This is a genomic window from Clostridioides sp. ZZV15-6383 (assembly GCF_020657735.1).
Lineage (GTDB): Bacteria > Bacillota > Clostridia > Peptostreptococcales > Peptostreptococcaceae > Clostridioides > Clostridioides difficile_D.
Window position 1 is genome coordinate 1 of record NZ_JAGWCV010000056.1, and the last position, 22,873, is coordinate 22,873.

A 22,873-nucleotide genomic window follows, 5' to 3' on the forward strand; every position below is an offset into this window, starting at 1 on the left:
AAATAAATAACTTATGTAAGAACCGTAGGAACTACGGGGATGGCCTGTGGAGAATTAATAAGACATATTTTAGTATGCAAAATTCTATGAAGCAGGAACCCTGTGACTTTAGTCATGGGAGGTTCAGAAAGTAAATATAAGTGCAGAATTAAAGCAGAAAATATTTTTAGCCTATGAATATGAGAAAGATTACAATAAAGTGTTACAAGAGAAAAATCAAAAAATAAATAAACTAGAAGAAGTACTCAAAGAGACAGATGATATAAATTTAAAAGTCAGATATATTGATAAAGATAAAAATGATATAAAATGCAATTTAGAAAATTTATCTCTTCACTTAGATGTTCTTCTTAAAAAATGTCCTGGTAAGAGCGCAGATTTACTTTTAAAATCTGAATATGTAACTGAATTAAGAAATAAAGCAAATAATACCAAAGAAAATGAAATTAAGAAAAATAGTATACAGGATGAATTGAAGATAGTACTTGAAAGTAAGTTTAATACTGAAAGAGAAATAAATTTACTAAATGAAAAACTTGAAAATAATAGAAAGAATAGAGAAGACCTAGAAAAAGAGTTAGAAGAACTAAAATATTTAAATTTAGCCTCTGAACTTAGACGTGAATTAAAAGAAAATATGCCTTGCCCAGTTTGTGGGTCAAAATACCATGAAAATCATAATATAACTAAATATGATGAGAATATAGCTTTTGTTAAAGAAAAACTTGAAAAATTAGAAAAAGAAAAAATAAGTATAAGAAACAATATAGAGGAATTAAATGCTAAAGTAAGTGGATATTTATCTATAGAAAAAATGAAGACTAAAGAACTTGAAGATGTAAAGGGTAAACTAGGGGATATTCCATCTAGCCAATTATTAAAAAAACTTGATGATGAGCAAAGAAAGCTTGCTTTGTTAAAGTCTAATATTCAAGATTGGGAGAAAGAGAAAGAGGATACGGAAAATAAAGTAACATTAGCTAAAGAAGAAAAAAATAGAATTGAAAAAGAAGAATTAAAAGTAAAAGAAAGTTTGAATAACTATAAGAAATTAACAAGAGATTTAAATACAGATATAGAAGGTTTAGAAAATAAATGTAAAAAACTTAAACAGGAGTATATAGGACTAAAGACAATTACCAAAGTTTCTAATTTATTGTCAAAAGTAGAAGAAATAAGAGAGAATGAAAAAAAATTAGAATTACTAAGCACTGGGTATTCAAATTTATTAAAAAATAGAGACTTATTGGACGTTAAAATAAGAGAAAATGAAAGTAAACTACATGAAATAGAGATAGAGCTAATAAAGGCTAGAGAACTATATGTAGAAAAAAAATTGCATAGAGATAATAAGTATAAAGACGTTATTAACATAACGAAAGGTGATTTAGCTAAAAATCTTTTACATAATGTTGAAGAAAATATATGTAAGATATTAGAACAAGAAGAAACAAGTAAGAAAAAATTGGAAGAGCAAAGATTAGAATATGAAAAGGATATTGCTGAAAAACACAATATAGATGGAAGGCTTAAAACGGCTAAGGAACAATATAAAGAACAAAAAGCAATACTAAATAAACTATTAGAAGAAAATAAATTTGAAAGCATATATGTAGTAAAGAGAGCTTTATTAGATGCTGATGAAACAAAAAAATTGATTGAAGAGATATTAGAGCATGAAGAAGAGCAAAAGTTATTATCATTTAAAATAAAGTCATCAAAAGAAAAGTTAAATGGAAGAACTATAAAGAAGGAGTACTTTGAACAATTAAAAGATGAGATTTATAATCTGAAAGTAGAAATAGGAAATATATCTAAAGATATTGGAGCTAATCAAAATAAATTAATAACATTAAAAAACTCTTTAGATAAGATAAATGATTTTAATAAAGAGCTTAAAGTAGTTGAACACAATGTAGACTTATTGGAAGAACTAGATAAATGTATACAAGGAAATAAATTTGTAGAATATGTTTCTACAAACCAATTAAAATATATAGCTTTGGAAGCATCAAAAAGATTAGATGGAATAACAAAAGGAAGATATGCACTTGAAATTGACTCTACACTAAATTTTGTAATGAGAGATAACTTTAATGGAGGAGAAAGACGAAGCATTGATACTCTATCTGGCGGAGAGACATTCTTAACTTCTCTATCACTAGCACTTGCTCTTTCATCTCAAATACAATTAAAGGGAAGTGCACCACTAGAATTCTTCTTTTTAGATGAAGGTTTTGGTTCATTAGATAGTGAACTTTTAGAAATTGTTATAGAATCATTGGAAAGATTGCATAGTAATAATCTAAGTGTGGGTATAATAAGTCATGTCGAGGAACTTAAAAATAGAGTTCCTGTTAAGCTATTAGTTTCATCCAGTGAGGCTGGAATAGGCTCAAAAGTAAAAATTGAATATAGTTAGAAAATATGTGTTAATTGAATATATTATCTAATATTTCCAAAAAATATATAATTGTGATATAATTAAAACTAATATTAAAGTTATTTATAATTAATATTAATATAAAAACATGTAAGTAGGAGTGTGGTAAGTGTTGGAATCGCCCAATAATTTGATTCAGATTATATTTTTAATAGTATTACTTATGGGGTCTGCATTTTTCTCAGCATCTGAAACGGCTTTAATGTCGTTGAGTAAAATTAGAATCAGATATATGCAAGATGAAGGAGTTAAAGGAGCTAAGTTAGTAAGTTCATTAATAGAAAATCCAAATAAACTTTTAAGTTCTATATTGGTTGGAAATAACGTCGTAAATATAGCAGCAACATCCATATCAACATCTTTGTTTATAGGATTAATGGGAGAAAAAGGAGTTGCACTTGCTACAGCTGTTATGACAGTATTAGTATTAATATTTGGTGAGATTACTCCAAAAACAATAGCAGCAAGTAATTCAGAAAAGGTTTCTCTATTGGTATCTAAACCTATAAAAGCAATTATATTTGTATTAAGACCAATAGTATGGATATTTAACATAATCACAAATGTTATATTTAAATTACTTGGTATAACAAACAAAGGAGCTAAATCATTCATAACTGAAGAAGAATTAAAGACTATGGTAAATGTAAGTCATGAAGAAGGCGTCCTTGAAATGGAAGAAAGAGAAATCATAAACAATGTATTTGAATTTGGAGATATGCAAGCTAAAAATGCAATGATACAAAGAATAGATATGGTAGCTATAGATATGGAAGATAGTTATGATGAGATAATACAGGTATTTAAGACTGAAAAACTAAGTAGAATGCCTGTGTATGAAGAAACTATAGATGATATTGTAGGAATACTTAATATAAAAGATATTATATTTTTATCTGATGAAGAAATAGAGTCATTTGATATTAAAAATTATATGAGAGAGCCTTTTTTCACATATGAGTTCAAAAAAATAACACAACTTCTTGAAGAGATGAAACTTGAAAAAAGCCAGATGGCTATAGTTGTAGATGAGTATGGTGGAACATCTGGACTTTTAACTATAGAAGATTTAGTAGAAGTAATTGTTGGAGATATAGAGGATGAATATGATGAAGAAGAAGATGAAATACAAGTTATAAAAGAAGATGAGTATATTGTAGATGGAAGTACTAAAATTGGTGATGTCAATGAACTTATTGGTGTAAATTTAGAATCTGAGGAGTTTGATTCTATAGGTGGATTTATAATTGGGCACTTAAGCAGATTGCCAGAAGAGAATGAAGTAATTGAAGTCGATAATATAAGATTTTGTATAGAAAGTATCGAAAAAAATAGAATTAAAAAAATAAGAATATATACATAATGTAATAATGTTCTTAAATTTATCATAAGTGCATGAATATAGAAGCTAACTTTTATATTCATGCACTTATTTTTATTTTATATTCAAATAAAACTAGTATGAAATGGACAAAATAAAAATATAAATTAGAAGAAAGGAGATTTTAAGATGAGCATATTAGAAAGTAATTTTTTATATAAGTTAAAAAATAACACTATCTTTTTTTGTATATATACATTGTCATTCGTTTTTATTTACAAAGCTTTTCCATACATAGCTCCATTTTTTTTAGGTGGTATAATAGCACTTATGATTAACCCTATATCGCAAAAATTAGAAAACAAGTTCCATATAAACAAAGGTATATCTACACTCGTTTTAAGTTTTCTTGCAGTAGCTGTAGTTAGTACAGTTACTACAATAATAGTAATAAATTCAGTAAAAGAATTAATGGGATTTTTAAATAATATATCTGCTAACCCTGAGGATATAAGCAATAATATTATGTATTTCTTAAATAAGATAAATGACTTTATGAAATCGTTTCAAGAAATAGCCAACTTTGATGTAGAACAATTAGTAAATAAATTCAGTGGAGAAGTAATGCAAATTACAAAAAATCTTCTTACTAGTATACTTGGACTGGCTACTTCTATTCCATACATTATAATATTTATAATTACTTTGTTTATTGCTACATATTTTATAGCAAAAGACTTAGATAAGATTGAAAATGGTTTTTATGATATGTTTACTGTTGATGTCAGAAATAAGGTGAAAAATGTAAAAAAAGAGGCAGGTATTTCTCTTGTTGGATATATAAGGGCCTATACAATACTAATGGCTATAACATTTTTTGCAATCTGGGGAAGTTTTGTTTTATTTGGATTGAAATATGGTCTAATAGTAGGGTTTGTAGGAGCTTTAATGGATTTAATTCCATTTCTTGGGATAATAACAATATACCTTCCAATAATTGTTTACTATTTTCTTATAAAAAATTATTTTATAGCTATAAGTATGACTATAATATTTTTTACCTTATCTTTAATTAGAGAAATACTTGAACCTAAACTAGTATCAGTAAATGTTGGACTAAATCCATTAGCTACGCTAGCTGCGATTTTTATTGGAATCCAAGTAAAAGGAATAATTGGCGTAATTTTTTGTTTGGGTTTGGTATGTATGCATGATATACTTAAGAAGGTGGATATTTTTTAATTATAATAATTTAGAGATTTTTTTAATAAAATTTTATTCACTTACAAATAAAATTTTTTATTAATATTATAAGAAAGAGGGTATGTATGTGAAACAAAAAGTAGTAGAAAGATTTTTAAAATACGTATCATTTGATACAACATCTAATTCTCAATGTGAAGATTGTCCATCTTCAGAAGGTCAAAGAGTTTTAGCTAAGTATATAGTTGAAGAGCTAAAGACAATGGGGATTGATGATGTGAGTTTAGATGAAAATAGTTATGTAATGGCTACTTTAAAAGGGAATACTGAAGGTGTGGATACTATAGGGTTCATATCACATTTAGATACAATTGAAGATGTTAGTGGAAAAGATATTAAGCCAAGAATAATAGAAAACTATGATGGAAAAGACATAGTTTTAAATGAAGAATTAAATGTTGTTACATATGTAAAGGATTCTCCAGAGTTAGCAGAATTTAAAGGGGATGACTTAATAGTTACTGATGGAACAACATTACTTGGTTCTGATGATAAAGCTGGTATAGCTGAAATAGTAACTGCAATAGAATATCTAATAAATCATCCAGAAATTAAACATGGAGATATAAAAATAGGATTTACACCAGATGAAGAAATTGGTAGAGGTGCTGATTTATTTGATGTTGAAAAATTTGGAGCAAAATATGCATATACTTTGGATGGAGGAATAGTTGGAGAACTTGAATGTGAAAACTTCAATGCAGCAAATGCAACTATTACTATACATGGTAGAAATGTTCATCCAGGTTCAGCTAAAAATAAAATGGTAAATGCTATACATATAGCTACTGAAATATCAGAAATGTTTCCAGCAAATGAAAGACCAGAAACAACAGAAGGGTATGAAGGATTTTGGCATTTAAATTCTATAGGTGGAAATGTTGAAAATGTAAGTATGTCTTATATTATTAGAGACCATTGCAAAGAAAAATTTGAACAGAGAAAATCTATTATGATAGAAAATATAGAAAAAATAAATAAAAAATATGATAATAGAGTAGAATTAGATTTAAAAGATTCTTATTATAATATGAAAGAAAAGATTGAGCCAGTTATGTTTATAGTTGATATAGCTAAAGAAGCTATGGAGGAGTTAGATATAAATCCACGTCTAGTGCCTGTAAGAGGAGGTACTGATGGAGCAAGGTTATCTTTTAATGGGCTACCTTGTCCAAATATCTTTACTGGTGGATTAAACTTCCATGGAAAAAATGAGTGTATACCAGCTAGTTCTATGGAGAAAGCTACTAGATTAATTGTAAGAATAGCTGAAAAATATGCTGAAAGAGTTTAGTTAAAAAGTATTCAAAAATTAAGTATTTAAAGTTATAATAGCTATATCACTCTTTATAAGTCAGGCTGATTATAAGCTTGTATTGTATTTGAAATGGTATAGCTATTTTTATGATTATTTTTATAAAAGATAATTATTTTTAGTTTAGGGTATCAATAAGAAATATGGATATCAATAGGTATTGACATTTAAAAGGGGGAATTGTATTGAAAATTAAATCTAAAAAAATAATAGCATTTGCACTTTCATTTGGGATTATGATGCCAAGTTGTGTATATGCAGACACTACTAGTAAAAATCAAAATAAACAGGTAGATATGAGTCATTATCTTCAAAACAGAAAATCTCCAAAGGAGGAAACGCTAATTGGTGAAGATAGATTTGATACAGCCATAAAAATATCTCAAAGTGGATGGAACAATGGTTCAGAAAGTGTGTTTCTAGTCAACTCAAATTCATTGCCAGATGCATTGGCTTCAACTCCTTTGGCAAGTAAGTTGGATGCACCAATACTACTTACCAATAAAAACAGTATACCAGAGAATGTAACAGATGAAATAAAGAGGCTTAATCCAGCAGAAGTTATTTTAATTGGAAGTGAAGGAGCTATTTCATCAAGTGTAAAAGAATCTCTTGAAGATATAGGAGTGTTAGTTAGTAGAATTGGTGGAGCAGATAGAGAAGAGACATCTTTACTCCTTACTAAGCAGTTAGATGATACTGGTGATTTAGGTGTTTCAAAAGTGGCAGTGGTTAATGGATATAATGGGCTAGCAGATGCAACTTCAATATCAAGTCCAGCAGCAAGTGATAATATGGCTATAATATATACAGGTAAAGATAGTATAAGAAGTGAAGCGAAGAACTTTATTACACAAAACTCAACTGAGACATACATAGTAGGTGGAGAGTATAGTATAAGTAAAAAACTTGAAGGACAATTAATAAATTCAGAAAGACTAGCAGGAACAGATAGAAAAGATACAAATGCTAAAGTCTTAGAAAAATTTTATGGCAAGTCAAGTAAAGTTAATAATATGTATTTTGCAAAAGATGGAAGTGGTAGAGAAGCCGATTTAGTTGATGGGCTTGCTGCTGGAGTATTAGCTTCAAAAACAAAGTCACCTGTAATCCTTGCAAGTGGAAGTTTAAGTAGTGCACAGAAAAGTTTTATAAAAAAAGTAAAGGCTGATAAATTTGTACAAGTTGGTGGAGGTAAGAATAGTAAGCCATATACAGAAGCATTAGCATTACAGTAATATTGTGTAAATCAAAATTAATATATAATAAGAGAAGGGAAACTAAGTTATGCTTCAATATAATATATAATAAAAACAAGTAAACTAAGTTATATTTCAATATAGTATAGAATAAAACAAGTAAACCAGATTCTATTTAATTTGAAGTTTAAGGTATTGTACTTAAATTTCTAGTTGAGAAGAAATAAAATGGTTTACTTGTTTTTTATTATGAATTTAACAAATTAAAGTTTACTTTATTTTTATTGAAAGTTTACTAATCATTAATATTTATTATATTCCCAGTATTGATGTCAATTAAGTTGATATCAAGTTCAAGCTCATCTTCATCATCAGTTTTTATGATATCTATAATTGCAACAGAATGGCTTCCATCTTTTGGGATAGAAGTACTTCCTGGATTTATTACTATTAAATTATCATCCATGTATAGCTTTTTTACATGAGTATGTCCTAAAACTAATATGTCAGCACCCATTTTCTTTGCTTTGTCAATAATTTCTTCTTCTGATTCTGTATAGCCATGGTTCAATATAATTCTAATTTCACCAAACTGGCTCATGACATAGGGACTCTGAATAGGATGTTGTATTACCATTTGGTCAACATCTGCATCACAGTTTCCTTTTACAATCATAATATTTTCTAATTTATTTAATACCTCAATGAATTTTTTAGGATTATATCCTTCTGGAATTTCATTTCTAGGACCATGATATAAGACGTCTCCACCATGTAATAGAACGTCACAATCAGACAATACATTTAACGCTTTTTCAAAGTAAAGTAAACTACCATGAGTATCACTCATTATTCCTATTTTCATATTTAAAATCCTCCTAAGTTCAGTCTATAAAAATTTTTCAGATACTCTATGCCAAAACTCGTAGTTTGACATCCTAAGTAATTTTATTTTTGCATCAGATATACTAACTTTTATGTTTTCGATTTGTCTAAATCTGTGTTCAACTCCATCAACGACAATCAATACAGAATCTTCAAATCTATATTCGGGTGCAATTTTTATAACAGATTCATTTGAACATATTATACTTGATGTAAAGCACCTATATGCATTAGTATTTATCGGATGTAAAGGTGTAATCTGCATAAGTTCAAGATTTATATCAACAATACTACCTCCAGCAGAATAGTTATAGGCTGTCGAACCAGTGGAAGTAGAAATAATCATACCATCTCCACTAAAATTTTGTATATGTTTATCATCAAGGCTTAAATTTAGGTGTATAGTCCTAGACTTGTCTCCTCTTATAACAACCTCATTTACAGCAAGCATATTAGAACCACTAGTAGTTGTATATACTTCTGCATTAAGAAGTGACATTTCTTGAATAATATAATCTTTTTTTGTATAAGCTTCAATAAAGCTATCAATCTTATCTGGTAAAATATCAGGAAAAAACCCCAGATGCCCTGTATTTATTCCCATTATAGGAATCTCAGGAAAATCGAAATCTCTAACTGTTCTTAAAAAAGAGCCATCACCACCAATTGATATAATGAGCTCTGTATCTGGATAAATATCTGAATACACTTCAAAGCCAGCTTTGATAAGTTTTCTAGTTAAGAGTTCTTTAGTCTCAAGAGACTTATTTAATTGGTTTGTATTTATAGTTATAATTCTTTTCATATATTCACCTCTTCATACTTTGTATTATAACATAGTTTTATAATTCTTAATTTATAAATTTATAAATGACCTTTGTAGTGAATGTGTTAAAATATGTATAGGTGGGTATAAAAAAATGCATAAGAGGTGAAGATGTGTTTAGCATAAGGAATATCACAAAAAAATTAGGAAAATTCAAGTTAAATAATATAAACTTAGAGTTAAAGGAAGGAGACATTGTTGGGATTATAGGACCAAATGGTTCTGGAAAAACGACTTTAATAAAACTTATAATGGGGATTATTGATGCAGATGAAGGCGAAATTGAGCTTTGTAATGAAACTATTGAAAATTCTCCAATAAGCTTTAAAAACAATATTGGTTTTGTATATGATTCTTTACAATTTTATCCACATTTAAAGGTTAAGGAATTTAGAAGAATAGTTTCTTTATTTTATAAGAATTTTGATAGAGAAAGATTTGATGAATACCTTAATAAGTTTGAGATAGAAGAAAATATACATATTAAAAATTTGTCTAAAGGTCAATCTGAAAAACTTATGTTGTCAAGTGCACTTAGTCATGATGCTAAATTATTGATTTTGGATGAACCAACTGCTGGGATAGACCCAATTGTGAGAACTGAAATAATGCAGTATTTAAAAGATTTTGTGAAAAATGGAAACAGCAGTGTGATAGTCTCTACTCATAACACCGACAATCTAATTAAAGTTGCTGATTATCTTGTTTTTATAAATAAAGGAAATCAGATTTTTACAGTTAAGAAAGAATTGATAGAACAGGAATATAAAATAATTAGGGCAAATAAAGCAGAATTAGAATCAATCAAAGAAAATATAGTTGGTGTGAAAGAGTATAAATATTATAATGAGGCACTTGTTAAAGTTGGAGATAGCTTGAAAGTAAAAAGCCTATTGATAGAAATTGATAAGCATAAGGTCAAAAATCCTACTATAGAAGAACTAATGTATTATTATGTAAATGAGGTGAAATAATGTTCAATTTAATAAGGAAAGATTTAATAATAGGGATTAGTTCAGATGGTATCCGTAATTTAAAGTACATATTGCTATTTTTTGTGTTTTATTTTTTCCTTAATTCAATTTCATATTATACAGTAAGTATTGCTGTGAGTTATTTAATATTTATAAATACGTTTGAATGTGATTATGAGAATGATTCAAGGATTTTTATAAGGAGTATGCCAGTCAGTATAGAAGACATAGTTTACTCAAAATATTTATTGGGTGTAGGGCTGATAATTTCTGTAACAGCAATTGTGTCCTTAATAAGTAAATTGACATCACTAGTATTCTTTAGAAATATGGTTTTAAATGATGTATTTTTTTCTGTAAATGTATTTTTAGCAATTTTGGCAGTTTTACTTCCTTTAATTTTTAAGTTTGGATATGGAAAAATGAAAGTTTGTGGTCTTATAGTAAGTATTTTAATTTACTTTGTATATGGAAGTCTTTTGAGGACGATTAGTATGATTGTATATCAAGTAAAGCATTTTAATTATAGTAAAGTTGGAGGAGTGTATCTTTCAAATTATGTAACTGATGTGACTAATACTAAATATATAAATTTATATAGCATAACATTTTTAACAATAATAATTTTTATAATATCGATGTATTTTTCTATTAAGATTTCAAAAAAGAATAAGTTTAATTATTAAAATTTTAATTAATATTATAGCACAATAGCACAAAATATAAGGAGAATAGAAATGAATAAGTTTATAAAAGTTTCATTTTTTATTTTGGGGATTTTTACACTATTCATAGCTATAAATAAATTAGTATATAGAGATATGGTAAGTGTCAAAGATTATGAAATAAATCATTTAGAGGAGATTGTTTTTGATTTTGATAGCAGAAGAAGTAGGGATATTGGTACTATTGTAAGGTTTAAAATAAGCAATAATAGTAAATATAGTTATAAGTTAAACAGTGCTAAAATGAAGTTTGAAAATTGTGTAGAAAATAAAAAAGGAATAAATAAATGTTCTTCCTATGTAAATGTAGATTTATTTAATGAAAAGAATTCTATAACTGCAAAAACTCTAGAATATGGAATAAAACCAAATGATCAAGGTTATGTTGATTTTGTAATTCCAAGAGGATTAAATTTTGATTATAGGTACTTTAATGAGTCTGGTATGAGTGTCGAATATAAGGGAGAATATATTGTCGATATTCCAATGGCGAAAGGATTGTATTTAGTAGTTGGAAAAAATAATGATGTATGGAATGCTAATATTATGGAATGATTTTAAAAAATTGAAAAATGAATCAATCATAGATATAATTAAGAATAATATTAAATTTATAAACATTCAGATTAGGAGGCAGATTTGATGTCAATAAGTAATGTAAGAGAGTATTTTAAACAGTTTGGAAGAGAAGATAGTATATTAGAATTTGAGCAATCTAGTGCTACTGTGGAACTTGCAGCTGAAGCGGCAGGAGTTATTCCAGCAAGAATAGCTAAGACACTTTCATTTAAAATAGGTGATGATGCAATTTTAGTTGTAACAGCTGGTGATGCTAAGATTGATAATAAGAAGTATAAGGCTGAATTTAGTTGTAAGGCTAAAATGCTGACACCAAAAGAAGTTTTGGATTTTACTGGACATGCTATTGGTGGTGTTTGTCCATTTGGCCTAAAGAATTCTCTAAAAGTGTATTTAGATGATTCAATGAAAAGATTTGATACAGTATTTCCTGCATGTGGAAGTAGTAATTCCGCAATAGAACTTACATGCGAAGAAATGGAAAAGTTTTCTAAGTGTGAAAAATGGGTAGATGTTTGTAAAAATTGGTAAAAAATATAGTTAACTTAATGGAAATTGGTAAAAAACTATCTCTGTATACGATGTATACAGAGATAGTTTTTTTGAGCAAATATTTATAAATCTAAGAGAATAATCTAATTTAAACTAATAATCCAAAATGAAGTTAAAAAATTCTGATTTTTCTTCAAAACAATAAAAAAATGACAAAAAAGTGGAAAAAATGTAATAAATATTGTTAAAAAAATAATTAGAAATTATTGAAAAATTATCCTTTGAGTGATACTATTATAGATGTAAGATATTTAAAAATAAAAAATAATCAGATAAAATTGTGATTATTTAGCTCTATTAAAATAATTTTTATACGATAAAAAATTTCTGTATATGGCTAAAAAACAGTTATATAGACAATGTTTACTATCTAACATACTCTGATATAAATATCGTAAACAAATTATTTTATCTATAAGCATTGCAAAATAAATCTTATTATAGTTTGAAATTTCATAAAATTCCAAAAATCGAGATTTTTTTTAAGTGTAGTTGATTTTAAATTAACAATTTATAATTAAATTAATGTCATAATTGGTTAGTATAATCACGTATAAATATAGGGCGGACTTTAATTAAGGTAATAAATTTCTCGACGTATATTCAAATACTTTATTATAGATGCTGCCGAGATTTTAATTAATAAATGAAAATAAAATATTTATAAAATACTGAGGAGGCTATTATGGATTTAAATTCTAAAAAATATGAGATGCTTAAAGAGCTATATGTAAGCTTCGCTGAAAATGAAGTTAAACCTTTAGCAACAGAACTTGATGAAGAAGAAAGATTTCCTTATGAAACAGTGGAAAAGATGGCAAAAGCAGGAATGATGGGTATACCATATCCAAAAGAATATGGTGGAGAAGGTGGAGACACTGTAGGATATATAATGGCAGTTGAAGAATTGTCTAGAGTTTGTGGTACTACAGGAGTTATATTATCAGCTCATACATCTCTTGGTTCATGGCCTATATATCAATATGGAAATGAAGAACAAAAACAAAAATTCTTAAGACTATTAGCAAGTGGAGAAAAATTAGGCGCATTTGGTCTTACTGAGCCTAATGCTGGGACAGATGCGTCTGGACAACAAACAACTGCTGTCTTAGATGGAGATGAATACATACTTAATGGCTCAAAAATATTTATAACAAATGCAATAGCTGGTGATATATATGTAGTAATGGCAATGACTGATAAATCTAAGGGTAATAAAGGAATATCAGCATTTATAGTTGAAAAAGGAACTCCTGGATTTAGCTTTGGAGTTAAAGAAAAGAAAATGGGTATAAGAGGTTCAGCTACTAGTGAATTAATATTTGAAGATTGTAGAATACCTAAAGAAAATTTACTTGGAAAAGAAGGTCAAGGATTTAAAATAGCTATGTCTACTCTTGATGGTGGTAGAATTGGTATAGCTGCACAAGCTTTAGGTTTAGCACAAGGAGCTATTGATGAAACAGTTAAATATGTAAAAGAAAGAGTACAGTTCGGTAGACCATTATCAAAATTCCAAAATACACAATTCCAATTAGCTGATATGGAAGTTAAAGTACAAGCGGCTAGACATCTTGTATATCAAGCAGCTATAAATAAAGACTTAGGAAAACCTTATGGAGTAGAAGCAGCAATGGCAAAATTATTTGCAGCTGAGACAGCTATGGAAGTTACTACAAAAGCTGTACAACTTCATGGTGGATATGGATACACTCGTGACTATCCAGTGGAAAGAATGATGAGAGATGCTAAGATAACTGAAATATATGAAGGAACTAGTGAAGTTCAAAGAATGGTTATTTCAGGAAAATTATTAAAATAGATAAATATTAAAATATACACAATAGGTCGATATTAAAAGAGATATGGAGGAAGGATTTATGAATATAGTCGTTTGTATAAAACAAGTTCCAGATACAACAGAAGTTAAACTAGATCCTAATACAGGTACTTTAATTAGAGATGGAGTACCAAGTATAATAAACCCTGATGATAAAGCAGGTCTAGAAGAAGCTATAAAATTAAAAGAAGAAATGGGTGCTCATGTAACAGTTATAACAATGGGACCTCTTCAAGCAGATATGGCTTTAAAAGAAGCTTTAGCAATGGGTGCAGATAGAGGAATATTATTAACAGATAGAGCATTTGCAGGTGCTGATACTTGGGCAACTTCATCAGCATTAGCAGGGGCATTAAAAAATATAGATTTTGATATTATAATAGCTGGAAGACAGGCGATAGATGGAGATACTGCGCAAGTTGGACCTCAAATAGCTGAACATTTAAATCTTCCATCAATAACATATGCTGAAGAAATAAAAACTGAAGGAGAATATGTATTAGTAAAAAGACAATTTGAAGATTGTTGCCATGACTTAAAAGTTAAAATGCCATGCCTTATAACAACTCTTAAAGATATGAACACACCAAGATACATGAAAGTTGGAAGAATATATGATGCTTTAGAAAATGATGTAGTAGAAACATGGACTGTAAAAGACATAGAAGTTGACCCTTCTAATTTAGGTCTTAAAGGTTCTCCAACTAGTGTATTTAAATCATTTACAAAATCAGTTAAACCAGCTGGTACAATATACAATGAAGATGCGAAAACATCAGCTGGAATTATCATAGATAAATTAAAAGAGAAGTATATCATATAATTAAGGGGGGATAAAGAATGGGTAACGTTTTAGTAGTAATAGAACAAAGAGAAAATGTAATTCAATCTGTTTCTTTAGAATTACTAGGAAAGGCTACAGAAATAGCAAAAGATTATGATACAAAAGTTTCTGCATTACTTTTAGGAAGTAAGGTAGAAGGTTTAATAGATACATTAGCACATTATGGTGCAGACGAAGTAATAGTAGTAGATGATGAAGCTTTAGCAGTGTATACAACTGAACCATATACAAAAGCAGCTTATGAAGCAATAAAAGCAGCTGACCCAATAGTTGTATTATTTGGTGCAACTTCAATAGGTAGAGATTTAGCACCTAGAGTTTCTGCTAGAATACATACAGGTCTTACTGCTGACTGTACAGGTCTTGCAGTAGCTGAAGATACAAAATTATTATTAATGACAAGACCTGCCTTTGGTGGAAACATAATGGCAACAATAGTTTGTAAAGACTTCAGACCTCAAATGTCTACAGTTAGACCAGGAGTTATGAAGAAGAATGAGCCTGATGAAACTAAAGAAGCTGTAATCAATCGTTTCAAGGTAGAATTTAATGATGCTGATAAATTAGTTCAAGTTGTAGAAGTAATAAAAGAAGCTAAAAAGCAAGTTAAAATAGAAGATGCTAAGATATTAGTTTCTGCTGGACGTGGAATGGGTGGAAAAGAAAACTTAGACATACTTTATGAATTAGCTGAAATCATGGGCGGAGAAGTTTCTGGCTCTCGTGCCACTATAGATGCAGGATGGTTAGATAAAGCAAGACAAGTTGGTCAAACTGGTAAAACTGTAAGACCAGACCTTTATATAGCATGTGGTATATCTGGAGCAATACAACATATAGCTGGGATGGAAGATGCTGAGTTTATAGTTGCTATAAATAAAAATCCAGAGGCTCCAATATTTAAGTATGCTGATGTTGGTATAGTTGGAGATGTTCATAAAGTACTTCCAGAACTTATCAGTCAGTTAAGTGTTGCAAAAGAAAAAGGTGAAGTTTTAGCTAACTAATTTCTTGGGGAGGGTATTATGAGTACAAGTGATGTTAAAGTTTATGAGAATGTAGCTGTTGAAGTAGATGGAAATATATGTACAGTGAAAATGAATAGACCTAAAGCCCTTAATGCAATAAATTCAAAAACTTTAGAAGAACTTTATGAAGTATTTGTAGATATTAATAATGATGAAACTATTGATGTTGTAATATTGACAGGGGAAGGAAAGGCATTTGTAGCTGGAGCAGATATTGCATACATGAAGGATTTAGATGCTGTAGCTGCTAAAGATTTTAGTAGCTTAGGAGCTAAAGCTTTTGGAGAAATAGAGAGTAGTAAAAAAGTAGTGATTGCTGCTGTAAATGGATTTGCTTTAGGTGGAGGATGCGAACTTGCAATGGCGTGTGACATAAGAATTGCATCTACTAAAGCTAAATTTGGTCAACCAGAAGTAACTCTTGGAATAACTCCAGGGTATGGAGGAACTCAAAGACTTACAAGATTGGTTGGAATGGCAAAAGCAAAAGAATTAATCTTTACAGGTCAAGTTATAAAAGCTGATGAAGCTGAAAAAATAGGGTTAGTAAATAGAGTCGTTGAGCCAGACGTTTTAATAGAAGAAGTTGAGAAACTAGCTAAGATAATAACTAAAAATGCTCAACTTGCAGTTAGATACTCTAAAGAAGCAATACAACTTGGTGCTCAAACTGATATAAATACTGGAATAGATATAGAATCTAATTTATTCGGTCTTTGTTTTTCAACTAAAGACCAAAAAGAAGGAATGTCAGCTTTTGTTGAAAAAAGAGAAGCTAACTTTATAAAAGGGTAAAAATCTAATTAAAAATATATTTGCTGTTAACTAGATTGAATAGTATTTTAATCTAGTTAACAGAATATAAATACTAAAATAACAGGAGGTTATAACTATGAAATTAGCTGTAATAGGTAGTGGAACTATGGGAAGCGGTATTGTACAAACTTTTGCAAGTTGTGGTCATGATGTATGTTTAAAGAGTAGAACTCAAGGTGCTATAGATAAATGTTTAGGCTTATTAGACAAAAATTTAACTAAGTTAGTTACTAAAGGAAAAATGGATGAAGCTACAAAAGCAGAAATATTAAGTCATGTTAGCTCAACTACTAACTATGAAGATTTAAAAGATATGGATTTAATAATAGAAGCATCTGTAGAGGATATGAACATAAAGAAAGATGTTTTCAAACTATTAGATGAATTATGCAAAGAAGATACTATTCTAGCAACAAATACTTCATCATTATCTATAACAGAAATAGCTTCTTCTACTAATAGACCAGATAAAGTTATAGGAATGCATTTCTTCAATCCAGTTCCTATGATGAAATTAGTTGAAGTTATAAGTGGTCAATTAACATCAAAAGTTACTTTTGATACAGTATTTGAATTATCTAAGAGTATCAATAAAATGCCAGTAGACGTATCTGAATCTCCTGGATTTGTAGTAAACAGAATACTTATACCTATGATAAATGAAGCTGTTGGTATATATGCAGATGGTGTTGCAAGTAAAGAAGAAATAGATGAAGCTATGAAATTAGGAGCAAACCATCCAATGGGACCATTAGCATTAGGTGACTTAATAGGGTTAGACGTTGTTTTAGCTATAATGAACGTTTTATATACTGAGTTTGGAGATACTAAATATAGACCTCATCCACTTTTAGCTAAAATGGTTAGAGCTAATCAATTAGGAAGAAAAACTAAGATAGGATTCTATGATTACAATAAATAAGAATTTAGGAATTAACAATTTAAATAATACTGTTTAAAAAAATTTCGGACATCTGATAAAAATATAATTTAATGGGGGTAATGAATATGAGAGAAGTAGTAATTGCCAGTGCAGCTAGAACAGCAGTAGGAAGTTTTGGAGGAGCATTTAAATCAGTTTCAGCAGTAGAGTTAGGTATAACAGCAGCTAAAGAAGCTATAAAAAGAGCTAATATAACTCCAGATATGATAGATGAATCTCTTTTAGGTGGAGTACTTACAGCAGGTCTTGGACAAAATATAGCAAGACAAATAGCATTAGGAGCAGGAATACCAGTAGAAAAGCCAGCTATGACTATAAATATAGTTTGTGGTTCTGGATTAAGATCTGTTTCAATGGCATCTCAACTTATAGCATTAGGCGATGCTGATATAATGCTAGTTGGTGGAGCTGAAAATATGAGTATGTCTCCTTATTTAGTACCAAGTGCTAGATATGGTGCGAGAATGGGTGATGCTGCTTTTGTTGATTCAATGATAAAAGATGGATTATCAGATATATTCAATAACTATCACATGGGTATTACTGCTGAAAATATAGCTGAGCAATGGAATATAACTAGAGAAGAACAAGATGAACTAGCTCTTGCAAGTCAAAATAAAGCTGAAAAAGCTCAAGCTGAAGGAAAATTTGATGAAGAAATAGTTCCTGTTGTTATAAAAGGAAGAAAAGGTGACACTGTAGTAGATAAAGATGAATATATTAAATCTGGTACTACAATGGAAAAACTTGCTAAGTTAAGACCTGCATTTAAAAAAGATGGAACAGTTACTGCTGGTAATGCATCAGGAATCAATGATGGTGCTGCTATGCTAGTAGTAATGGCTAAAGAAAAAGCTGAAGAACTAGGAATAGAGCCTCTTGCAACTATAGTTTCTTATGGAACAGCTGGTGTTGACCCTAAAATAATGGGATATGGGCCAGTTCCAGCAACTAAGAAAGCTTTAGAAGCTGCTAATATGACTATTGAAGATATAGATTTAGTTGAAGCTAATGAGGCATTTGCTGCTCAATCTATAGCAGTAGTAAAAGACTTAAATATAGATATGGCTAAAGTTAATGTTAATGGTGGAGCAATAGCTATAGGACATCCAATAGGATGCTCAGGAGCAAGAATACTTACTACACTTTTATATGAAATGAAGAGAAGAGATGCTAAAACTGGTCTTGCTACACTTTGTATAGGTGGTGGAATGGGAACTACTCTAATAGTTAAGAGATAGTTTTAGATTATAATTTTTATAAGTTAAATATTTAACTATGAATTTAACCTGTAAGAATAACTGTTTGTTATTCTTACAGGTTTTTATAGTTAAAAATAATTATTATCTATTAAACAAAAATAGTGTAAAATATATAATATCATGATTTTTAAGAAATAAAAGAAAGTAGGTAAAAGTTTGTTTAAAAAAGAAAATCAAAGATATAATCTCATATCGTATACAAATGAAGAAGAAATGACTTTAAAAGAAGTTTTATTGGACAAACTAAATTTTTCAGTTAGGTCATTATCAAAAATGAAGAGAGAAAAGAGTGTCTTAGTAAACGGGGTGTATAAAAAGCCGAGTTTAAAAGTCTATTATGGTGATTTAATAGAAGTAAAGATAGAAGAGGAAAAAGCAAAATTTGAACCTCAAAATTTAAATTTACAAATAATATATGATGATTTTGATATAATTATGGTAAATAAACCTCCATTTATGGTAGTTCACCCAACAAAAAGTCACTATGATAAAACAATAGCAAATGGTATTAGTTACTATATAGATAATCAAAAAGAAAACGTAAAAATACGATTTGTAAATAGGTTAGATATGAATACTTCAGGACTAGTTATAGTAGCAAAAAATGCTTATGCGCATCATACTATGTCTACAGCAATGAGTGAAAATAAAGTTGAAAAAACGTATATAGCAGTAGTTAGTGGGATTATAGAAGAAGATGAGGGAACTATAAATGAGCCGATTTATAGACCTACAGAGGATTCAATAAAAAGGATAATAGATGAAAGAGGACAAGCGTCTATTACTCATTATAAAGTAGTAGAAAGACTAAAAAATGCAACTGTACTAGAAGTAAGATTAGAAACTGGTAGAACACATCAAATAAGAGTTCATATGGCTCATATAGGTCATGGAATAATAGGTGATGAGTTATATGGGTGCATAGATGAAGAGCTTATAAATAGGCAAGCACTCCATGCATACAAGCTGGAGTTTAAACAACCAAGGACAAAAGAAAAATTAAAATTTAAAGCAGATATACCAGAGGATATGAAAGAGCTAATATCGAAATTAAGATAATGGGGTGATATATATGATAATACATAAGTTTATAATACATGTTTTGGATAAAAATAGTGATGTTCCAATATTAAACGACTTTGAAGGTAAAGTTAATCAAGAAGTAGATGGTTTTTTCCAGAAGTCTATAAAAAGAATTGCAAAGGATGAGGATTTAAGAAAAGGTGTTTTTAAAGATTATAATGATAATCTAATTAAAAACTGTTGTGAACAAATAATATATGATGAAAGTACTTTTTTAAAAAATTCTAAGGAAATTGCATCTTACTTGTTTGATGTTATGAAAATCAATGCGGCACTAGAATCTTGTGATTTGGCAATTTGTTTATATACTATTAAAGATGAAAAGAGTGTAGCTATATTGAAATTAGATTATAAAAAGTTGTACACTCATTCAATTGAATTTATAGATGATAAATTCAATATTCAAATGGTTTCAAATGAGATTGGTATTCCAGAGACTCTAAGACAAAAGCAAGGAGCGTTGATTAGTTTAAGTGGTATAAATGATGAGTTTCATTTAAGACTTTTAGATAAGGATGCGGAAAAAGAAGGGTCAGAATCAAAGTTTGTGACAGAATTTTTAAATGCTAAAAAAATAGATGATGATAAGTATAAGACAAAAGTATTTAAAAATACAGCTGAAAATTGGATAACCAATGCTCTTAGCAATGATATAAAGCAAGCTGAAGATGTAAGAAGTATATTAAATTATACACTAAAGGAAAAACATGAAGTTGATATAAATGATTTTGTTGATAATTCAATTAAAGATGATGAGTTAAAAGATAGCTTTAAAGAGCATATGGAAGAGAAAGGTCTCGATGAAAGTTTTAGTATAGATAAAAAATGGGTTGAGAAAAAACTTAAAAAAAGAAGTATAAAAACAGATAATGGTTTTGATATAAAAGGAAACCTAACCGATTTTGAAGACCCAATGAAGTACACTGTAAAACAAAATCAAGATGGGACTATAGATATAATAATAAAGAATGTAACGTTTTATGAAGAAAAGTAATTTTGATTTAAGTAATTTATATACTTATATAAATTAAATACAATAGTGTATATTTTCTATATATTGTAAATAAACGTAATGTAGTCTGTGTGAACTTTGATATAATTTATCATGTAAAAGTTTACACAGACTATTTATATTTGTAGACAAAACGATATTATTTGTTTTCTTCAATATATTTACATATATCACCAATACATTTAAAATTTTCAGCTTCCTCGTCTGGTATTTCTATTCCAAACTCGTCTTCAAGAGCCATTATAATTTCAACAGCATCTAATGAATCAGCTTCTAAGTCATCCATTAAAGATGCTTCCATAGTTATCTCATCTAAATTGTCTACCCCTAATTGTTCTGCTATTATTTCTTTTATTTTTTCAAACATTTTAAGCCTCCTAAAGCAGTTTTAATTAATTTTAATGTTAGTTTAATATAATATCAAGAATTTTTCAATATGGAATCTATAAAAAATAATAAAATTTTATAAAGGTAGTAATAAAGTCTTATTTGCTGAATAAACTTTATTGATAACAAATATAACTTAGGAGGAAATGCTATGAAATATGTAGGACTATTACTAACATCAGTAGGAATGTTTTTACTTATAGCAGTAAATTTTTATTATAATTCAATAACTTTAGATATGCAACGTATAGAGGACTACGTAATGGAGACTAATTTAATCCTTGAAGATGTAGCTGAAAAAGAGAGTTATGTATCTAATGAAAAAGAAGATTACATATCAAGATTAATGAATGTAAAGAAAGGAATAGAAAATTCAAAAACATCATTCTTGATAGAAAGATATAAAGCATACAAAATAAAATCAATTGAAAGTTTAATTTATACTATATCAGAAGAGAAAAAAGATTATCTAGATGAAGTTGATAGATACAATAAACTTGGAGAAAAAGAAATAAATAAACTAATAAATAAAAATTTTTTAGAAGTAACTTATCTGTCTATTACTACATATATTTAATTAAAGAGACAAAACTTAGTCTCTTAATGATTCAAGGAGGATTAGTTATGACAAAATTAGAAGACAATATGGAACGTTTCTTTGGAGGATGCGAAGGATTTTTTGGTAATAAAATGCTGATAATAATAGTTATAGTATTCTTATTATTATGTACAGATATTTTAGAAGACTTATTATGCGATGACAATATATGGATATGGGTTATATTAATAGTATTGTTATTATTTAACTTCGATGATGGTTGTTGTTGCTAAAAAATATTGATTATTAAATAGGCAAAGCCAGTAACTTATACAAGTTGTGGTTTTGCCTTTTTTAGTTTAGATTAAAAAATTAAAAAAATAATAAAAATACATTAGCAAAATGGAAACCAAATGCATAGTATATGTTAGGAGCGAAAAGCTCAATAAAATATCAACAGGAGGTAACGTGGAATGTTAGATAGATTCTTTGGAGAAGAAGGATGTTTTGGTGGAGGAGGATGGTGGATAATAGTACTATTCTTCCTATTCTTAGCTTTTGGAGATAGCTGGGCAGAATTTGACATAATGGCATGGATACCATTCCTAATAGTTTTATTAATACTTTGTTGCTGTGGTGGATGTTTAGAATAAGAGTGTAGTTATTAAAAAAAGGAGGGCTTTGTTATGTTAGATAGATTCTTTGGAGAAGAAGGATGTTTTGGTGGAGGAGGATGGTGGATAATAGTACTATTCTTCCTATTCTTAGCTTTTGAAGATTGTTGGAGAGATATTGATATAATGTCATGGATACCTTTCTTAATACTATTATTAATAACTTGTTCATGTGGTGGATTCTTTGATGGTGACGGAGGCTGCGGCTGCTAATACTGAAATCATTAAAATGGAAAAGGGGCTGTCGCACTAAAAAATAGTGCTACGCCCTTTTTTGTATAAAAAAAATAAATCCCAAGTTCAAAAGAGCCTGGGATTCTTGTATAATAATTGTATGCAAAAACAAAATACTATACAAATTGAT

General features: G+C 28.7%; 24 protein-coding genes. 21 read left to right on the forward strand and 3 right to left on the reverse strand.

Annotation, left to right across the window (positions count from 1 at the left end):
• Positions 1-199: 199 nt before the first annotated feature.
• The 5 genes from KGF42_RS15865 (at position 200) to KGF42_RS15885 (ending at position 7,580) form a co-directional block, all read left to right on the forward strand.
• Positions 200-2,422, forward strand: coding sequence for an SbcC/MukB-like Walker B domain-containing protein (locus tag KGF42_RS15865; protein WP_227826667.1), 2,223 nt, complete (start codon positions 200-202; stop codon positions 2,420-2,422).
• Between the two features lie 130 nt (positions 2,423-2,552).
• Positions 2,553-3,806 carry an HlyC/CorC family transporter gene (locus tag KGF42_RS15870; RefSeq protein WP_054273090.1) on the forward strand — a complete coding sequence of 418 codons (1,254 nt, stop codon included), beginning with the start codon at positions 2,553-2,555 and terminating at the stop codon, positions 3,804-3,806.
• A 147-nt stretch (positions 3,807-3,953) separates the two neighbouring features.
• Positions 3,954-5,006 carry a sporulation integral membrane protein YtvI gene (gene ytvI, locus KGF42_RS15875; RefSeq protein ID WP_227826668.1) on the forward strand — a complete coding sequence of 351 codons (1,053 nt, stop codon included), beginning with the start codon at positions 3,954-3,956 and terminating at the stop codon, positions 5,004-5,006.
• Between the two features lie 88 nt (positions 5,007-5,094).
• Positions 5,095-6,321: a peptidase T gene (gene pepT / locus KGF42_RS15880; protein ID WP_227822477.1), complete on the forward strand. Its 1,227-nt coding sequence runs from the start codon at positions 5,095-5,097 to the stop codon at positions 6,319-6,321.
• Between the two features lie 206 nt (positions 6,322-6,527).
• Complete coding sequence (locus KGF42_RS15885; protein ID WP_227822476.1) at positions 6,528-7,580, forward strand: cell wall-binding protein Cwp18; 1,053 nt, start codon at positions 6,528-6,530, stop codon at positions 7,578-7,580.
• 256 nt (positions 7,581-7,836) lie between these two features.
• Here the strand turns inward: KGF42_RS15885 and yfcE are convergent, their stop codons facing one another.
• Positions 7,837-8,406, reverse strand: coding sequence for a phosphodiesterase (gene yfcE, locus KGF42_RS15890; protein ID WP_227822475.1), 570 nt, complete (start codon positions 8,404-8,406; stop codon positions 7,837-7,839).
• A 24-nt stretch (positions 8,407-8,430) separates the two neighbouring features.
• Positions 8,431-9,231 carry an NAD(+)/NADH kinase gene (locus KGF42_RS15895; RefSeq protein WP_054273095.1) on the reverse strand — a complete coding sequence of 267 codons (801 nt, stop codon included), beginning with the start codon at positions 9,229-9,231 and terminating at the stop codon, positions 8,431-8,433.
• A 134-nt stretch (positions 9,232-9,365) separates the two neighbouring features.
• Here KGF42_RS15895 and KGF42_RS15900 point away from each other — a divergent pair, with 134 nt between their 5' ends.
• The 12 genes from KGF42_RS15900 to KGF42_RS15955 all read left to right on the forward strand — a co-directional run bounded on the left by KGF42_RS15900 (position 9,366) and on the right by KGF42_RS15955 (position 20,892).
• Entirely contained in the window at positions 9,366-10,226 is an 861-nt protein-coding gene (locus tag KGF42_RS15900) for an ABC transporter ATP-binding protein (RefSeq protein ID WP_079739969.1), read from the forward strand.
• Entirely contained in the window at positions 10,226-10,912 is a 687-nt protein-coding gene (locus KGF42_RS15905) for an ABC-2 transporter permease (RefSeq protein ID WP_227826670.1), read from the forward strand. Before KGF42_RS15900 ends, KGF42_RS15905 begins: the two co-directional genes overlap by 1 nt.
• A gap of 51 nt (positions 10,913-10,963) precedes the next feature.
• On the forward strand, positions 10,964-11,506 hold the full coding sequence (locus KGF42_RS15910) for a hypothetical protein (protein WP_227822473.1): 543 nt from the start codon (positions 10,964-10,966) through the stop codon (positions 11,504-11,506).
• An 87-nt stretch (positions 11,507-11,593) separates the two neighbouring features.
• On the forward strand, positions 11,594-12,061 hold the full coding sequence (locus KGF42_RS15915; RefSeq protein ID WP_227822472.1) for a YbaK/EbsC family protein: 468 nt from the start codon (positions 11,594-11,596) through the stop codon (positions 12,059-12,061).
• Between the two features lie 706 nt (positions 12,062-12,767).
• Positions 12,768-13,904 carry an acyl-CoA dehydrogenase gene (locus KGF42_RS15920; RefSeq protein ID WP_227826671.1) on the forward strand — a complete coding sequence of 379 codons (1,137 nt, stop codon included), beginning with the start codon at positions 12,768-12,770 and terminating at the stop codon, positions 13,902-13,904.
• A gap of 58 nt (positions 13,905-13,962) precedes the next feature.
• Entirely contained in the window at positions 13,963-14,745 is a 783-nt protein-coding gene (locus tag KGF42_RS15925; RefSeq protein WP_227826672.1) for an electron transfer flavoprotein subunit beta/FixA family protein, read from the forward strand.
• A gap of 17 nt (positions 14,746-14,762) precedes the next feature.
• Complete coding sequence (locus KGF42_RS15930; RefSeq protein WP_227822470.1) at positions 14,763-15,773, forward strand: electron transfer flavoprotein subunit alpha/FixB family protein; 1,011 nt, start codon at positions 14,763-14,765, stop codon at positions 15,771-15,773.
• A gap of 18 nt (positions 15,774-15,791) precedes the next feature.
• Complete coding sequence (locus KGF42_RS15935) at positions 15,792-16,589, forward strand: enoyl-CoA hydratase-related protein (protein WP_227822469.1); 798 nt, start codon at positions 15,792-15,794, stop codon at positions 16,587-16,589.
• Between the two features lie 97 nt (positions 16,590-16,686).
• Entirely contained in the window at positions 16,687-17,532 is an 846-nt protein-coding gene (locus KGF42_RS15940) for a 3-hydroxybutyryl-CoA dehydrogenase (protein ID WP_227826673.1), read from the forward strand.
• An 86-nt stretch (positions 17,533-17,618) separates the two neighbouring features.
• A complete protein-coding gene (locus KGF42_RS15945) occupies positions 17,619-18,794 on the forward strand; it encodes an acetyl-CoA C-acetyltransferase (protein WP_227826674.1) in 1,176 nt (391 codons plus the stop codon).
• Positions 18,795-18,971: 177 nt separating this feature from the next.
• Entirely contained in the window at positions 18,972-19,874 is a 903-nt protein-coding gene (locus KGF42_RS15950) for an RluA family pseudouridine synthase (protein ID WP_107595312.1), read from the forward strand.
• Between the two features lie 13 nt (positions 19,875-19,887).
• Positions 19,888-20,892: a nucleoid-associated protein gene (locus KGF42_RS15955; protein ID WP_054273105.1), complete on the forward strand. Its 1,005-nt coding sequence runs from the start codon at positions 19,888-19,890 to the stop codon at positions 20,890-20,892.
• 157 nt (positions 20,893-21,049) lie between these two features.
• Here KGF42_RS15955 and acpP read toward each other — a convergent pair whose 3' ends face one another.
• Positions 21,050-21,277: an acyl carrier protein gene (acpP, locus tag KGF42_RS15960; protein WP_003418905.1), complete on the reverse strand. Its 228-nt coding sequence runs from the start codon at positions 21,275-21,277 to the stop codon at positions 21,050-21,052.
• A 171-nt stretch (positions 21,278-21,448) separates the two neighbouring features.
• Between acpP and KGF42_RS15965 the strand changes: the two genes are divergently transcribed.
• The 4 genes from KGF42_RS15965 (at position 21,449) to KGF42_RS15980 (ending at position 22,722) form a co-directional block, all read left to right on the forward strand.
• Positions 21,449-21,874 carry a hypothetical protein gene (locus tag KGF42_RS15965; RefSeq protein ID WP_054273106.1) on the forward strand — a complete coding sequence of 142 codons (426 nt, stop codon included), beginning with the start codon at positions 21,449-21,451 and terminating at the stop codon, positions 21,872-21,874.
• A gap of 47 nt (positions 21,875-21,921) precedes the next feature.
• Positions 21,922-22,128: a hypothetical protein gene (locus tag KGF42_RS15970; RefSeq protein ID WP_009888870.1), complete on the forward strand. Its 207-nt coding sequence runs from the start codon at positions 21,922-21,924 to the stop codon at positions 22,126-22,128.
• 180 nt (positions 22,129-22,308) lie between these two features.
• Positions 22,309-22,488, forward strand: a complete 180-nt coding sequence (locus KGF42_RS15975) for a hypothetical protein (RefSeq protein WP_003418911.1) — start codon at positions 22,309-22,311, stop codon at positions 22,486-22,488.
• 33 nt (positions 22,489-22,521) lie between these two features.
• Complete coding sequence (locus KGF42_RS15980; RefSeq protein WP_054273107.1) at positions 22,522-22,722, forward strand: hypothetical protein; 201 nt, start codon at positions 22,522-22,524, stop codon at positions 22,720-22,722.
• Positions 22,723-22,873: the final 151 nt, after the last annotated feature.

Coding starts and splice junctions, on each gene's coding strand:
- KGF42_RS15935 (WP_227822469.1), top strand. CDS start 15,792: ATGAGTACAAGTGATGTTAAAGTTTATGAGAATGTAGCTGTTGAAGTA.
- KGF42_RS15945 (WP_227826674.1), top strand. CDS start 17,619: ATGAGAGAAGTAGTAATTGCCAGTGCAGCTAGAACAGCAGTAGGAAGT.
- ytvI (WP_227826668.1), top strand. CDS start 3,954: ATGAGCATATTAGAAAGTAATTTTTTATATAAGTTAAAAAATAACACT.
- acpP (WP_003418905.1), bottom strand. CDS start 21,277: ATGTTTGAAAAAATAAAAGAAATAATAGCAGAACAATTAGGGGTAGAC.
- KGF42_RS15895 (WP_054273095.1), bottom strand. CDS start 9,231: ATGAAAAGAATTATAACTATAAATACAAACCAATTAAATAAGTCTCTT.
- KGF42_RS15920 (WP_227826671.1), top strand. CDS start 12,768: ATGGATTTAAATTCTAAAAAATATGAGATGCTTAAAGAGCTATATGTA.
- KGF42_RS15970 (WP_009888870.1), top strand. CDS start 21,922: ATGACAAAATTAGAAGACAATATGGAACGTTTCTTTGGAGGATGCGAA.
- KGF42_RS15955 (WP_054273105.1), top strand. CDS start 19,888: ATGATAATACATAAGTTTATAATACATGTTTTGGATAAAAATAGTGAT.
- KGF42_RS15915 (WP_227822472.1), top strand. CDS start 11,594: ATGTCAATAAGTAATGTAAGAGAGTATTTTAAACAGTTTGGAAGAGAA.
- KGF42_RS15925 (WP_227826672.1), top strand. CDS start 13,963: ATGAATATAGTCGTTTGTATAAAACAAGTTCCAGATACAACAGAAGTT.
- KGF42_RS15910 (WP_227822473.1), top strand. CDS start 10,964: ATGAATAAGTTTATAAAAGTTTCATTTTTTATTTTGGGGATTTTTACA.
- yfcE (WP_227822475.1), bottom strand. CDS start 8,406: ATGAAAATAGGAATAATGAGTGATACTCATGGTAGTTTACTTTACTTT.
- KGF42_RS15965 (WP_054273106.1), top strand. CDS start 21,449: ATGAAATATGTAGGACTATTACTAACATCAGTAGGAATGTTTTTACTT.
- KGF42_RS15975 (WP_003418911.1), top strand. CDS start 22,309: ATGTTAGATAGATTCTTTGGAGAAGAAGGATGTTTTGGTGGAGGAGGA.
- KGF42_RS15980 (WP_054273107.1), top strand. CDS start 22,522: ATGTTAGATAGATTCTTTGGAGAAGAAGGATGTTTTGGTGGAGGAGGA.
- KGF42_RS15905 (WP_227826670.1), top strand. CDS start 10,226: ATGTTCAATTTAATAAGGAAAGATTTAATAATAGGGATTAGTTCAGAT.
- KGF42_RS15930 (WP_227822470.1), top strand. CDS start 14,763: ATGGGTAACGTTTTAGTAGTAATAGAACAAAGAGAAAATGTAATTCAA.
- KGF42_RS15940 (WP_227826673.1), top strand. CDS start 16,687: ATGAAATTAGCTGTAATAGGTAGTGGAACTATGGGAAGCGGTATTGTA.